This is a genomic window from Rossellomorea sp. LjRoot5 (genome assembly GCF_964253455.1).
GTDB lineage: Bacteria > Bacillota > Bacilli > Bacillales > Bacillaceae_B > Rossellomorea.
Genome location: NZ_CAXUQN020000001.1, coordinates 68079 through 82978 on the forward strand (window position 1 = coordinate 68079; position 14900 = coordinate 82978).

Here is a 14900-nt window from a genome sequence, read left to right on the forward strand (position 1 = left end):
TATTTACAGAGAGAGCAGGATTTTCTTAAGAAAAGGAGAATAAATAATAAAAATCAGTATTGGAGTGATGAAATGATCAGCAAAGAGCGTCCTTTTCCGATTAAAATTCAAAAACTGCAGGTCCTGCTACTTCGTATTTCGGAGAACCATCCCAAAACAAAATTTATCAAAGAAAACCTTTCAAAAAGTCTAGCTGGTTATAACGGAGAGAAATCCATCGACTATTATCTAAGCCTCCTCCCCACTAAATCCTTCTACATTTTGCATGACCTACGTCTCCTAATAAACGGTCGCTATTTCCAGATTGACACATTACTATTAACAAGCAGCTTTGCACTTATTTTAGAAGTGAAAAACATTGCCGGATCAATAGAGTTCGATTCCATCTTTAATCAAATCATACAGAAGAAGAACGGTCTAGAGATTGCATTACCCGATCCCATCATCCAGACAGGAAGGCAGGAATCACAATTCAGATTATGGTTACATGAGCATCACTTCCTTCCTATTCCCATTCGTACACTCATCGTTATAAGTAATCCTCAGACAATTATCCGCTCTAATGATAAGAATGTCAGTCAGCAGGTCATTCACGCTGCTTTGCTCCCCCAAAAAATATCTCAATTGAATGATAAATATCAAAAACCCATTTTATTAGATAAAGATATTAGAAGAATGATTAAGCAAATAAAAAAACTAGATACTCCCTTGAATCCCTCAGTATTAAACCAATATCATATATCCAGAGAAGATATTATAAATGGAGTGGTATGTGAAATATGTGGTTATCTCCCCATAGATAGAGTACACGGTTATTGGTACTGTCCTACCTGCAAATCAAAATCAAAATCAGCTCACCTTAAGACTCTTGAGCATTATGATCTTCTTTTTGGTAATGAAATAACTGGGCGGCAACTAAAAGATTTTATAATGATTTCTTCACCTTCCCTTGCAACAAGAATATTAAATTCCGTCTGTGTAGAATCTCGTGGTAAAGGAAAGGGGAAAGTCCACACATTACCGTTTAAGGAAAAGTAGATTAGGAAATCACTCCAAAACCAACGTTTCAACCAAATTATTCCCCGAGAAATAATTTTCGACAAAAAAACCAAAAAAACTGTTGCCCTCGACAATCATACTGTGATATTATTAATTTCGTTGTCACGAAAGAGGCTTTGATCAAGCCTTCGATTCGTGTTTATATAAACTTAGAGAGCCATTAGCTCAGTTGGTAGAGCATCTGACTTTTAATCAGAGGGTCGAAGGTTCGAATCCTTCATGGCTCACCATTTTTCTACGGCCCATTGGTCAAGCGGTTAAGACACCGCCCTTTCACGGCGGTAACACGGGTTCGAATCCCGTATGGGTCACCAAAGTTTTTTTGCGAAGCATAAGCGGAGTGAAAAATCTTCCTTAATTATTTGTAACTTACCATTTCTTATCGTCGCGGGGTGGAGCAGTTCGGTAGCTCGTCGGGCTCATAACCCGAAGGTCGCAGGTTCAAATCCTGTCCCCGCAATACCATTTTGATTTGTTTATGAATTTGAAATTGATAATTCGCGATGAGTCAAGTATGGATAGTTATTTTCGCTATCGCAGAATATTGAAACTTATTTTGCTGGCGCAAAGTAATGAATGTTATTTTGACTATCGTCAAAAAACTCTGGTCCGGTAGTTCAGTTGGTTAGAATGCCTGCCTGTCACGCAGGAGGTCGCGGGTTCGAGTCCCGTCCGGACCGCCATTTTTATATTTGATAGTCATAGAATGGAAAAGGGTTTCGATAAGCGAGAAGGTCGAGGAAGCGATCGAAGGAACACCAGAGCGTATTTTATATACGTGAGGATGTGACTGAGTGAGCTGACGAAGAGATTCGAAGCTTAGCGGAAGCCGAAAACTATTTGGCTCAGTAGCTCAGTTGGTAGAGCAATGGACTGAAAATCCATGTGTCGGCGGTTCGATTCCGTCCTGAGCCATCACACAAAAAGTACTGCGACGACTTTGCCTCTCGTAGTACTTTTTTATTATGCTCTGTAATATTCATGTAACATAAAACAACAAAAATCCTCTAATTTCTACCAACCCTATTTCATTCAAAAATCAATCCTTAGACCCATATCATTCCCATTATGACGCGGATCATCGTCCAAAAGACTAAGAAATATTTTCAGACAAATTATACAGTTATATTACAATCATGATTCTGCGTCCCGGATTTCGTCGAATTATGGTAAATTAGTAAAGTAGTAATTTCAAAGAATTCGACTAAATTAGGCATAATGAACTACCGTTAACTGGGATTTTTGCTTTAGTTTATAGGAGGCAAGTCAATGAGTTTTGTAGAGAAGTTATCACCCATTTTAGAAAAATACAAAAAATTTAATATTCGACATAGATCAAGTCAATTAGTGAAGAGAGTAGGGATTACAACACTCGCTCTTACCACTTTAACCTTTTCTTCTGCTGCGGCTACGGGGTCTGAAGAAGATTTGCAAACCATCTATCATGTGTATATGGGTAGTGAGTATGTAGGTGCCGTTACAAGTCAGGACGAAGTAAAGGCGGTATTAGAGGAGAAGCTTGAGAAGGCTCAGAAGGAATACAGTGATTACCAAGTTGATTTTGATCATGAAGTTACATACATACCTGAGAATGTATTTGAAGCTTCCAAAACAAATAATCAGCAAGTCATTGAGAGCTTAAATCAATCTGTAGCAATCGAAGCAAATGCATTTGCTTTGGTTGTCGATAATAAGCCGGTTGCTTATGTGAAAGACGAACAGGCCGCTGAAGAAGCGTTAAAAGCCTTTAAGCTTAACTATGTTTCTGAAGAAGAGCTGGCTGAATTAGAGGCAAGGAAAAATGACTCTTCAACTACTTCATTACCCGCTTTAAAAGAAAATGAAACTCGTTTATTAGAAGTTTCTTTCAAAGAGAATATAGACGTTAAAAAGGCGCAGGTGAGACCGGAAGAAATGATGTCTCCTGAAGAAGCGGCTGATTTTCTTGAAAAAGGTGCGTTAGAAGAGAAGAAATACCAGGTGCAAGAAGGCGATTCCCTAAGTACGATTGCCGAAGATCATCAATTGACGACCGGTACTTTACTTAAGTTGAACGAAGGTATGAAAGAAGACGACGCGTTGAAGGTCGGTACAGAGTTAAACGTTACTGTATACGAGCCGCTTGTTCACGTACTTGTTAAGAAGGAAGCAAATAAGATTGAAAAGATTCCTTATGATAAAGAAGTAGAAGAAGACTCTTCTATGAATAAGGGCGATACGAAAGTAAAACAAGAAGGTCAGGATGGTGAGAAATCCATTACTTTTGAAACGACGGAGGTAAATGGTTCTCAAACCGCTAAAAATGTAAAAGAAGAAAAGAAATTAAAAGATCCAGTGAAATATATCGTGATTAAAGGAACGAAAGCCGTTCCTTCAAGGGGATCGGGAAGTTTTGCATGGCCGACGAATGGCGGTTATATTTCTTCCAAGCAAGGACAAAGATGGGGGAAAATGCATAAAGGTATCGACATCGCCCGTCCAAGTGACCGTACCATCAAATCCGTTGATAACGGAAGAGTCGTATCAGCAGGCTGGGACGATGGCGGTTATGGAAATAAGGTCATCATCGATCATGGAAATGGATATAGAACTCTTTATGCTCATTTAGACTCGATCTCTGTGTCTGCCGGCCAAACGGTTGAAAGAGGGCAAAAACTCGGGATCATGGGAGAAACCGGGGAAGCAACAGGCGTTCATCTTCACATCGAAATATTCAAAAATGGATCATTGATTAATCCATTGGATGTACTGTAATTATATAGAGGTAATCAAGCAAGGGACTGACACAATCATTTTATTTGTCAGTCCCCTTTGTTATATTTAGATTATAGTCAACAAGCATTGAAATAAAGGGTATGATAGAGTTAAAGATGAATTAATATGAAGAAAGTGATAAATTTAAAGGAAGAATCTTATACTAATCACAACTTTATATGATACATTACTTTTTTCTAAAGGAGATCAATTGATATGGAAAAGAAAATATTAGTCGTTGACGATGAGAAACCAATTGCAGATATATTACAGTTTAATTTAAAGAAAGAAGGATATGAGGTTCATTGTGCATATGATGGCGATGAAGCGGTGAAGATGGCGGAAGAAATTAAACCGGATCTTGTCCTTCTTGATATCATGCTTCCGAATCGTGATGGAATGGAAGTGTGCCGTGAAATCAGGAAGAAGTATGAAATGCCGATCATCATGCTGACAGCGAAGGACTCTGAAATTGATAAAGTATTGGGACTGGAGCTTGGGGCGGATGATTATGTGACCAAACCATTCAGTACACGTGAATTGATTGCCAGGGTGAAAGCCAACCTGCGACGTCATCAGCACGGTGCGCAGCAAGCTGTCGAGGATGAAAATAATGAAATAACCGTCGGATCCTTAACGATCCATCCGGATGCCTACGTTGTTTCAAAACGTGGAGAAACAATCGAATTGACGCACCGTGAGTTCGAGCTACTTCATTACTTAGCAAAGCATATCGGACAAGTCATGACCCGTGAGCATTTACTTCAAACTGTTTGGGGTTATGATTACTACGGGGATGTACGTACAGTCGATGTTACTGTCAGACGTCTTCGCGAGAAAATTGAAGATAACCCGAGTCACCCTACCTGGATCGTAACACGTAGAGGAGTAGGTTATTACTTACGAAATCCTGAACAGGAGTAATATGTAATGAAGAAAGTTGGCTTAACCCGTTCGATTCATTTGAAATTTGTTCTGATCTACGTCCTGCTCATCCTGCTCGCCATGCAAATCATCGGGGTTTATTTTGTGCGGGAACTTGAGCAGAAGTTGGTGGAGAACTTTCAGTCTTCCATTACGAACCGAGTAGAATTATTAGAGTATACGATTAAGGAAGAAATGGTGAAAGAACGTGAGGATGATGATCCCACCCAGGAAGAGGACATTAGAAGAATATTAGAAGACAGCAGCAAGAATTCAGACATCGCTGAAATCAGGGTGATCGATAATCGAAAGCGGATAATCGGTACTTCCGATCCGAATAACCAGAAGCTTGTTAACAGGGTGACCTCGGATAAAGATGTTAAAAGGGTACTTGCACTGGGTGTTACTTCTGAAAACACGTATGTTGATAATCAAACACATGACCGCATTTGGGTGCATGCGAAACCGATTGAATCAAACAATGAAGTGATTGGTGCCATTTATATCGTTGGTGAAATTGAGAGGGTCTACGACCAAATGAATGATATAAATAAAATCTTTACCAACGGTACCCTGATTGCCCTGTTCATAACGGCTATTCTGGGAGTTTTATTGGCTCAAACCGTCACCAGGCCGATTTCAGATATGCGAAAACAGGCACTGGCTATGGCGAAAGGGAATTTTTCTAGAAAAGTTAAAGTTTATGGATATGATGAGATCGGTCAGCTTGCCATCACGTTTAATAATCTGACAAAGCGCCTCCAGGAAGCTCAGGCAACGACAGAAGGAGAGCGAAGAAAGCTTTCATCCGTCCTCTCTTATATGACGGATGGAGTCATCGCCACCGATCGAAAGGGAAGGGTCATCCTTATCAACGACCCTGCAGCAAGTATGCTGAATGTTTCACGTGAAACAGTCGTTTCCCAACCCATCGTTTCACTATTGGGGCTGGAAGAAGGATATACGTTTGATGACCTGTCCAATGAACAGGAGTCCATCATTTTAGACTACAGCACAAAGGATAAACCATATGTCCTGAGGGCTAATTTCTCTATTATTCAAAAAGAAACCGGGTTTGTAAACGGTCTGATCGCTGTTTTACATGATATTACGGAACAGGAGAAGATTGATCTGGAGCGAAGGGAATTTGTAGCCAATGTATCCCATGAGCTCAGAACGCCGCTTACGACGATGAGAAGTTACTTAGAGGCTCTTGCTGAAGGTGCATGGCAGGACGAAAGTATAGCCCCTCAATTCCTGGATGTCACTCAAAATGAAACCGAGAGAATGATCAGGCTGGTCAATGATCTCTTGCAGCTTTCTAAAATGGATAGCAAAGACTATCGATTTAATAAAGATTGGGTTGACTTTATTCTCTTTTTCCATAAAATCATCGACCGATTTGAAATGACCAAAAATATAAATGTAACCTTTCAACGGTTTTTACCGGAGAAGGCATTGTTCGTAGAATTGGATCAGGATAAAATCACTCAGGTTTTAGATAATATCATTTCCAACGCATTGAAATATTCCCCTGAGGGTGGAACGATTACGTTCAAAGTAAAAGAAAAAGACGGCTACATTGAAATCAGCGTATCGGATCAAGGGTTAGGTATTCCTAAGGAAAACTTAGAAAAAATCTTTGAACGTTTCTACCGTGTTGATAAAGCCAGGACAAGGCAAATGGGTGGTACAGGTCTCGGTCTTGCGATCGCAAAAGAAATGATTTCAGCACACGGTGGGGATGTGTGGGCGACCAGCACGGAAGGGAAAGGGACTACCATCATCTTTACCCTCCCATATGAAGTCGAACAAGAGGATGAATGGTCATGAAATACGAAAAAATAAAATCGATAGTCTTAACCTTACTAGTGTGCCTAAGCATTTTTCTAACCTTTAACCTTTGGACGTATCAACCCGGGTATGACACGATAGATAGTAACGAAGCCTTTGATGTTTCTGTTGGAGAAAAGATTGAGCAAACAAACCTTGCGAAGGTGTTGATCAAACCGTATCAACTTTTTTATCATTCTGCTAACAAAACCGTAGGAACACTGGATGGTAAGGAAATGAACAGTGTGATAAAAGGGTTGAGTGGTTGGACGCTGTTTGATTTGAAAGATTACTCAAATCAATATTCTAAAGATGAGATGAGATCTATTATTCAGGGTGCACAGAAAGTTGAGATTGTTTTTCCTGATACTGTGCCTCTATCTGTTTATAGCCGCGTCATTCATTTTGAAGATAAAAACATTCCCACTGCTTCATTCGACCGTATTGTAATCGATTTGAATACAGTAAACTCCGATACAGGGACGATTTATTTTGCATCCCTTGATTCCGGGAAGAAGTATTTTTATGAATGCCGCGTCAATGCGGAAAGCTTACAAAAATTCGAGAAAAATTTCTTGAAACAGGTTGCTTCTTATGATGAGTATATTGAGCAGCCCTTGAACTCAAAGAAAAATATTTTTCTACCCAGATTACCCAAAGAGTATAAAAGCTATCGGTTTTATGCTGATACATTATCATTAGAAGATTTTAAGAAAGCCCTATTCAGCGATCCGAATAATGTTGAAGTAACAAAGAATACCTTTATTAATATACCGAGCGTAATGAAGACGTATGACGAATATAGTACTCTTTCGTATATAAATTTATCTGTCGAAAACGATGCCTCCATGCCTCCTGCTACTCTATTTCAGAAAAGCATGGAATTTGTCAATGATCACGGGGGATGGACGGATGACTATCATTTTTATTCCATCAGTTCTGTAGAAAATAAGATTGTGTACAGACTATTTATGGAGAACCATCCGGTTTTTAATGAGAATAATATGGCTGAACTCACCCAAGAATGGGGAAGTAATTCCATCAGCAAGTATGAACGGTCGTACTTTACATTGGATATGGTTTCGAAAAACGCGATCAGAGATGTGCAGCTCCCTTCTGGTGCCTCTGTACTGTATGCGTTGAAGAAGAATAGCCCGAAAGAATTGGAAGAGATTGAGGACATTGTCGTTGGATATAAGATGACCAGGGATACCAATGAATCCAATAGGAAATTCTTAATATTTGAGCCTTCCTGGTACTACAAGTTTAGTGGAAATTGGATAAGGGTCCCACTGGAAGAATTGGAGGGATTCTAAAAGATGGATTGGAGTAAAACAAAGAGCATTTTCATTATCGTCTTTCTGGTTCTGGATATATTTCTCCTGACTATATTCATGAATAAAATCAGGGCGAGTAATCCAGCCACTTTAGAACAGACTTCCTTTGAAGAAACGTTAAAAGCGGCTAATATACAGTATCCGCCCAAACTGTCAAAAGAGCCTGTAAAAGATGCGATTATCAGTGCCAGCAAAAAAAAATTCAGTGAAAAAGACCTCGAAAAGCTAACTGCTCAGGAAGTCAATGCTGTAAATGAGAGTACAATCAATTCAACTTTGAAGGAACCTTTTCCCATTAGTGAAAAATTTTCTCCGGCAGAATTGAAGGGATTTTTAAAAGATGAAATCATCAGTGGAGAGCATTACAGTTTTTGGAAATATAATAAGGAAGATCAGACCCTCATCTATTTCCAGACGTACAAAGACCGGAAAATCTTTAATAATACAAACGGGAAGTTGATTCTCTATTTAAATACAGATAGGGAAATTGTCTCATACAAACAAACATTGTTGGAAAACCTGGAGGAATCCACCGGAAAAAAACAGCTGGTAACTCCTTTTGATGCACTAAGGTTCTTAGTGGAAAACAATGAAATTGACAATGGTAGTGAAATCATCGATGTCCCAAGCCTGGGTTATTCAACCCTCGAACTTGATGATTATCAAGTATTGGCACCAACCTGGCATTTCATTGTTGAAAAAGATGGGAAGAATGAAGATTTATTTATCAATGCAGTGGAAGCACAGATCGTAGAGATCACCAAACCGGAAAAAGAAACATTGGAGTGAGAGATATGACGATGCATTTTAGTGTACTTGCAAGCGGCAGTACGGGAAATGCGATATTTGTTGAATCGGAGGAACATTCCTTTCTTGTCGATGCCGGATTGAGTGGCAAGCAGATGGAAGGATTGTTCAGTCAGATCGACCGAAAGATTGAAGATTTGTCGGGGATTCTGGTCACTCATGAGCATAGTGATCACATTAAGGGGATCGGTGTATTGGCGAGGAAGTACAAGCTGCCGATCTATGCGAACGATAAGACGTGGAACGCCATGGACGGTCTGGTGGGGAAGATTGATACAGAGCAGAAGTTTTCTTTTGATATGGAAACGGCCAAGCATTTTGGGGGATTAAGCATTGAGTCGTTCGGGGTATCACATGATGCTGCCGAACCGATGTTTTATATTTTCCATCATGGGGATAAGAAGCTTGTTCTTGTCACCGATACGGGGTATGTAAGCGATCGGATGAAAGGGATCATCTCGAATGCCGACGCCTATGTATTTGAAAGCAATCACGATGTAGGGATGCTCAGGATGTGCCGTTACCCATGGAATATCAAACGTCGGATCCTCAGTGATTACGGCCATGTATCCAATGAAGATGCGGCCATTGCCATGAGTGAAGTGATGGGTGATAACACCAAGGGTATTTACCTGGCTCATCTAAGCCTTGATAACAATATGAAAGATCTCGCAAGAATGAGTGTCACCCAAACACTCGAATCACAAGGAATCATGGTAGGAGAACAAATCGATTTATTTGATACGGACCCTAAAGTACCAACACCTTTAGTTGCGATTTAAACCAATTCAAATGTTTATGATTTTTCTGTTAAAGGTATGAAAAAGGTGAGGGCTTCTGTCTTCGCCTTTTTGTATATCTCCGCGGAAAGTAAGCACCCAATCACTAATCGCTTCGTAAAAACAACAATGTTAACAACCTTACATAAATAGTAACCTAATAAATTTCTTACCATCTTTTCATCATTTTTTAATTTAATCTGACTATAATCGGGCTTGTAAAGATAAAATAACTAAAGGAATAGCTGGTAGAAAGGATGAAGATACATGGGATATTATGACGGTGATCATAATTCAGAAGGCAGGAACGTCAGGCAAAAGGGAAATCGGGGAGGAATGTTCCTGGCGGGGCTTTTGGGAGTGGTCCTTGGGGCGGTCCTCGTAATCGTGGCCATTCCTCAGCTGACGAACTTTGATATATTACCTTATTCGGTCCAACCGGATCAGGATTTGAAAGAAACAGATCAGACGTATCATAATGGAACCACCAAGAATGTGTCTGTCAATGTGACGACGGATGTGACAAAAGCCGTTGAAAAGACCGGGGACTCCGTGGTAGGAATCACGAATATCCAATCCCAGAGCTTCTGGGGTCAGGGTGGTGGTCAGACCCAGGACCAGCAGGCAGGAACGGGATCAGGGGTTATGTATAAAAAAGAAGGAAAAACAGTCTATATCGTGACGAATAATCACGTGGTTGAAGGGGCAGATCAATTGGAAGTCACCCTCGCTGACGGTACAAAGGTTCCTGCTAAACTCCGTGGCACTGATGTTTGGACAGACCTTGCCGTCATTGAAATCGATGGAAGTAAAATAAAGAATGATGATATTGCCGAGTTTGGAAATTCTGATGAGCTGAAAGCGGGTGAACCTGTCATCGCTATCGGGAACCCCCTTGGACTTCAATTCTCTGGTTCCGTGACGCAGGGTGTCGTTTCAGGTGTAGAGAGAACGATTCCTGTCGACATCAATCAGGATGGTATGGAGGATTGGAACGCAGAGGTCCTGCAAACGGATGCAGCCATCAACCCGGGTAACAGCGGTGGAGCCCTTATCAATATTTCCGGACAGCTGGTCGGCATCAACTCCATGAAGATCGCCCAGGAAGCGGTGGAAGGAATCGGACTCGCCATCCCGATCAACTATGCCGAGCCGATCATCGAAGACCTTGAGCAGTACGGAGAGGTCAAGCGTCCCGCTATGGGCGTGACACTGGAAGACGTCAATCAGATTTCTGCCTATCACCAGCAGGAGACCTTGAAGCTGCCGAAAGATATCAACTATGGTGTGATGATCAGACAAACCGTTCCAAATTCACCTGCTGCTCAAGCTGGTTTACAGGAGCTTGATGTCATCACAGAACTTGATGGTGAAAAGATAGAGAATGTGATCGACTTGCGGAAGCATCTTTATAATAAAAAAGAAGTGAACGATCAAATGAAAGTCACTTTCTATAGAGATGGTAAGAAGAAAAAAGTCACGATGAAATTGACGGATGAGTCCCGATTATAATATGTGGATAAATGAAAAGCAGGAAGGCGGTGCGCCCTTTCCTGCTTTTTCTTTACATGATATGATGATTGTGGATAAGTATATAAACTACATTTTGAAGAATGGTTAGGAGGAAACGACATGATTTTCTGCTGCTTGGAGCATGTGGAATTAGCCATGGATATTGTCGTCGATGAACATGAGGTAGCGCCTCAACTAACAGAGCTTTCTGAAGACAAGAAGTTATCCACAACCTGTGAATATTGTGGGAATAATGCCGTATATATAGTGGCGAACTAATATTCTCATACTATATGAGGATTAGTCTTGTGGATATGTGGATAATTTCTGTGGATAACGTGTTTGTAAATTGTTTGTAAAGCGAGTGTGGATAGTGAACATCACAATAGTAACGGTTGGTAAATTGAAAGAAAAATATTTAAAGCAGGGAATCGATGAATATGTGAAGCGTCTTCGTGCGTACGCAAAGATTGATATTGTCGAGCTGGCAGATGAAAAGGCCCCTGAAGTACTCAGTGACTCTGAAATGGAGCAGGTGAAGAATAAAGAAGGTGAACGGATCTTAGCGAAGATCTCATCCGATCATCATGTCATTGCCCTTGCCCTTCAAGGGAAAATGCGTTCTTCAGAAGATCTCGCCGATAACCTGGACAAGCTTGCAACGTACGGTAAAAGCAAAGTGGCGTTTGTAATTGGCGGATCATTGGGACTGAGTGATGAAGTGATCAAGAGATCCAATGAAACCCTTTCGTTTTCGAAAATGACTTTCCCCCATCAATTGATGAGACTGATTTTGGTGGAGCAGATCTATCGGGCGTTTCGGATTAATCGGGGGGAACCGTACCACAAATAGTCCGGAAAAACGATAAAGTGACGTAAGGTATTTATGAAGAATGACATTTGAGGAGGGGTCCACCCATGCAATATGAAAAAGTCCGCTGGGGAATAATCGGCTGCGGCGATGTAACAGAAAAGAAAAGTGGCCCTGCTTTTCAAAAGGTACGAAACTCAGAGCTTGTGGCAGTCATGCGGAGGACGGGTGAACTGGCGAAGGATTATGCTGAAAGACATGGAGTAGCGAAATGGTACGACGAGGCTGATGCCTTGATTAACGATCCTGATGTGGATGCAGTTTATATCGCCACTCCTCCAGGTTCACATAAGGAATATACGCTGATGGCAGCGGCTGCCGGGAAACCGGTTTATGTGGAGAAGCCGATGGCGCGTACCTTCGAGGAATGTAATGAGATGGTGGCTGCTTGTAAGGAGGCTGGTGTTCCTTTGTATGTAGCATACTACCGCCGGGCTCAGGAACGCTTTTTGAAGATAAAAGAATTGCTTGATCAGAACGCGATTGGAGACGTTCGTTTTGTCACCTCGACCCAGTATCAAACAGCAGGAGAAGACGTGAAAGATTCAGATCAATTACCTTGGCGTGTTCAGCCTGAAATAGCAGGAGGTGGGTTGTTCTTCGATTTGGCCAGCCATACCCTTGATATACTTGATTTTCTACTCGGACCGATTCAAGAAGCAAAAGGTTTCGCTTCCAATCAAGGGAGATTTTACAAGGCGGAAGATATTGTGACTGGTACATATCGTTTCACATCGGGCGTACAAGGCGTCGGAACCTGGTGCTTCACGGCTTTTGAAAATGTGGATAAGAATGAAATTGTCGGCAGCAAAGGGAAGATCAGCTTTTCCACTTTTGGCGATGATCCAATCACGCTGACGACAGTTGAAGGAAAAGAGCAATGGAGTTTTGAACGGCCGCTTCATGTCCATCAGCCGCTTGTAGAAACAATCGTGAAGGAGCTGACCGGGAGTGGCGTTTCCTGTCCCAGTACTGGAGACTCTGGTGCACGAACCAACTGGGTGATGGATAAGATAGTAGGGAAGTAGAAAGTACCTGATTCCTCCTATAAAACATCGACTACCAGTATGGCTATCCTAAAAAAGAGAGAAGAGCATTTTCGCTCCTCTCTCTTTTTTACTACTATTATTATTTACTTAGAAACAGAAAAGCCTTCCGCATCTTTCACTGCATCCGCATATTCATCTAAAAGAGCACGAACTTCATCGGAGGTCTCTGATTCCATCAGGCGATTTCTCAGCTCACTTGCTCCCCGGAATCCACGTACGTATATTTTAAAGAAGCGGCGAAGCGGTTTGAATTGGCGCGGCTCAAGTTCTTCTGAGTACTTATCATGAAGATCGAGCTGCAGACGCAAGAGATCGAGCAGTTCCCCACTCGTATGGTCTTTCTTCTCCTTTTCGAAAGCGAACGGATTGTGGAAAATCCCACGTCCGATCATAATGCCGTCTACACCGTATTTCTCCGCAAGTTCAAGTCCCTTCTCTCGGTCAGGGATGTCTCCGTTGATCGTCAGTAATGTATGAGGGGCGATTTCGTCCCGAAGCTTCTTGATTTCAGGAATCAGCTCCCAGTGAGCATCAACGTCACTCATTTCCTTTTTCGTACGTAGGTGGATGGAAAGATTGACAATGTCCTGTTCCAATAAGTGCTTCAGCCAGTCTTGCCACTCCTCCACCTTGGTGTAACCAAGTCGTGTCTTCACACTGACGGGAAGTCCTCCTGCTTTGGCTGCCTGGATGATTTCAGCTGCGACATCAGGTCGGCGGATCAGGCCGGATCCTTTTCCATTCGCTGCGACATTGTGCACCGGACACCCCATATTGATGTCGATTCCGCGAAAGCCCATTTTAGCCACACCGATACTCGTTTCACGGAAGTATTCAGGCTTATCCCCCCAGATGTGGGCGACAATCGGCTGTTCGTCTTCCGTGAACGTCAGACGTCCGCGGACGCTGTCTTTTCCTTTCGGGTGACAATAGCTTTCTGTATTCGTAAACTCTGTAAAAAACACGTCAGGTCTCGCCGCTTCACTCACCACATGACGAAAAACGACATCGGTCACAGCTTCCATCGGTGCCAGAACAAAAAATGGCTTAGGCAACTCATGCCAGAAATTTTCTTTCATACTCTATTTAAACCCTTTCCTTTAGGGAAGCGTATTCCCAAAATTAAAAAGTAAGATGCTTTACTGTTATCCATTCCTGGTTAGGATGGATTCCAACCAGTATATACTTTAATGGTATTGGACAAAAAGTGCAAGGGGACGCGTCGTCTTGTTAGGAGGGAAATACTTATTATTGAAGAAAAATGAACCAAATCTTGAATAGATTAATAAGGTGATCAGTACTTTGAATATGGAAGAATTTATTTCATAATACCGAACACAATCTGTAAAAAATTGCTATAATTGTTTACAGAAGCAGTGTATCGACCTGCGAAAGTAAAGGGGAGCCGCCAATGTCTGATTTTAATGAAAATCCGTTAATGAAGAGCGATGAAAAGAAACCGAAGATCAAGATGGAAAGAAAAGAAGGGGAACCGACGTCTGCCTTTAAAGGGGCAAGTTGGGCAGCTTTGGTGATAGGTGTTTCCGCTTATCTGATTGGCTTGTTCAATGCCGGAATGGAACTCAATGAGAAGGGGTATTACTTTGCGGTATTGGTATTCGGGCTCTATTCAGCTGTATCCCTGCAAAAAGCTGTAAGGGACAAGGAAGAGGATATTCCTGTTTCGGGCATCTATTATGGGCTCAGCTGGTTCGCCGTCATTGTAGCCGTATCCCTGATGACCATCGGACTCTACAACGCCGGAAGTATCATCCTAAGCGAAAAAGGATTTTATGGAATGTCGTTTGTTCTTAGTCTATTTGCGGCCATCACGATTCAGAAAAACATCCGGGACACCCAGGTGGCAAGAGATAGAGACTAATGAGTGGCGGTACTGCTTTCAGTGCCGCCCTTTGCTATTCATAAAGCGTATTTCAAAACCAGGGTTTGAGATAGAGAGTGGACTGGTTTGCTG

The 14900-nt window shown here is 41.7% G+C and carries 13 protein-coding genes and 5 tRNA genes; 17 read left to right on the forward strand and 1 reads right to left on the reverse strand.

All coding sequences use genetic code 11. From position 1 onward, the window contains the following. Window positions 1–72 precede the first annotated feature (72 nt). The 16 genes from ACSQ2E_RS00345 to ACSQ2E_RS00420 all read left to right on the forward strand — a co-directional run bounded on the left by ACSQ2E_RS00345 (window position 73) and on the right by ACSQ2E_RS00420 (window position 12904). A complete protein-coding gene (locus ACSQ2E_RS00345) occupies window positions 73–1038 on the forward strand; it encodes a nuclease-related domain-containing protein (protein WP_435988851.1) in 966 nt (321 codons plus the stop codon). A 175-nt stretch (window positions 1039–1213) separates the two neighbouring features. After that, window positions 1214–1289 (forward strand) — tRNA-Lys (locus ACSQ2E_RS00350). A 9-nt stretch (window positions 1290–1298) separates the two neighbouring features. Beyond that, a tRNA-Glu gene (locus tag ACSQ2E_RS00355) sits at window positions 1299–1373 on the forward strand. A gap of 72 nt (window positions 1374–1445) precedes the next feature. Then, window positions 1446–1519: transfer RNA gene (locus ACSQ2E_RS00360), tRNA-Met, on the forward strand. Window positions 1520–1665: 146 nt separating this feature from the next. After that, a tRNA-Asp gene (locus ACSQ2E_RS00365) sits at window positions 1666–1742 on the forward strand. A gap of 159 nt (window positions 1743–1901) precedes the next feature. Further along, window positions 1902–1974 (forward strand) — tRNA-Phe (locus tag ACSQ2E_RS00370). Window positions 1975–2328: 354 nt separating this feature from the next. After that, window positions 2329–3813: a peptidoglycan DD-metalloendopeptidase family protein gene (locus tag ACSQ2E_RS00375; RefSeq protein ID WP_435988852.1), complete on the forward strand. Its 1485-nt coding sequence runs from the start codon at window positions 2329–2331 to the stop codon at window positions 3811–3813. Window positions 3814–4029: 216 nt separating this feature from the next. Next, window positions 4030–4737, forward strand: a complete 708-nt coding sequence (gene yycF / locus ACSQ2E_RS00380; RefSeq protein ID WP_060674576.1) for a response regulator YycF — start codon at window positions 4030–4032, stop codon at window positions 4735–4737. Between the two features lie 6 nt (window positions 4738–4743). Further along, window positions 4744–6570: a cell wall metabolism sensor histidine kinase WalK gene (gene walK, locus ACSQ2E_RS00385; protein WP_435988853.1), complete on the forward strand. Its 1827-nt coding sequence runs from the start codon at window positions 4744–4746 to the stop codon at window positions 6568–6570. After that, window positions 6567–7886: a YycH family regulatory protein gene (locus tag ACSQ2E_RS00390; RefSeq protein WP_435988854.1), complete on the forward strand. Its 1320-nt coding sequence runs from the start codon at window positions 6567–6569 to the stop codon at window positions 7884–7886. Before walK ends, ACSQ2E_RS00390 begins: the two co-directional genes overlap by 4 nt. Before the next feature lie 3 nt (window positions 7887–7889). Further along, window positions 7890–8696 (forward strand): two-component system regulatory protein YycI, encoded by an 807-nt coding sequence (locus ACSQ2E_RS00395; protein ID WP_435988855.1) that lies wholly within the window; start codon window positions 7890–7892, stop codon window positions 8694–8696. Window positions 8697–8701: 5 nt separating this feature from the next. Next, window positions 8702–9496 (forward strand): MBL fold metallo-hydrolase, encoded by a 795-nt coding sequence (locus ACSQ2E_RS00400; RefSeq protein ID WP_206857680.1) that lies wholly within the window; start codon window positions 8702–8704, stop codon window positions 9494–9496. A 264-nt stretch (window positions 9497–9760) separates the two neighbouring features. After that, window positions 9761–11005 carry a S1C family serine protease gene (locus ACSQ2E_RS00405; protein WP_435988856.1) on the forward strand — a complete coding sequence of 415 codons (1245 nt, stop codon included), beginning with the start codon at window positions 9761–9763 and terminating at the stop codon, window positions 11003–11005. A gap of 120 nt (window positions 11006–11125) precedes the next feature. After that, a complete protein-coding gene (locus ACSQ2E_RS00410) occupies window positions 11126–11284 on the forward strand; it encodes a CxxH/CxxC protein (protein WP_336200735.1) in 159 nt (52 codons plus the stop codon). 94 nt (window positions 11285–11378) lie between these two features. Then, a complete protein-coding gene (gene rlmH / locus ACSQ2E_RS00415; RefSeq protein WP_435988857.1) occupies window positions 11379–11858 on the forward strand; it encodes a 23S rRNA (pseudouridine(1915)-N(3))-methyltransferase RlmH in 480 nt (159 codons plus the stop codon). Window positions 11859–11923: 65 nt separating this feature from the next. Continuing rightward, window positions 11924–12904 (forward strand): Gfo/Idh/MocA family protein, encoded by a 981-nt coding sequence (locus ACSQ2E_RS00420; protein WP_435988858.1) that lies wholly within the window; start codon window positions 11924–11926, stop codon window positions 12902–12904. A 104-nt stretch (window positions 12905–13008) separates the two neighbouring features. Here the strand turns inward: ACSQ2E_RS00420 and ACSQ2E_RS00425 are convergent, their stop codons facing one another. Beyond that, window positions 13009–14004, reverse strand: a complete 996-nt coding sequence (locus tag ACSQ2E_RS00425) for a tRNA dihydrouridine synthase (protein WP_435988859.1) — start codon at window positions 14002–14004, stop codon at window positions 13009–13011. Between the two features lie 332 nt (window positions 14005–14336). Here ACSQ2E_RS00425 and yiaA point away from each other — a divergent pair, with 332 nt between their 5' ends. Beyond that, window positions 14337–14807, forward strand: coding sequence for an inner membrane protein YiaA (yiaA, locus tag ACSQ2E_RS00430; RefSeq protein ID WP_435988860.1), 471 nt, complete (start codon window positions 14337–14339; stop codon window positions 14805–14807). Window positions 14808–14900: the final 93 nt, after the last annotated feature.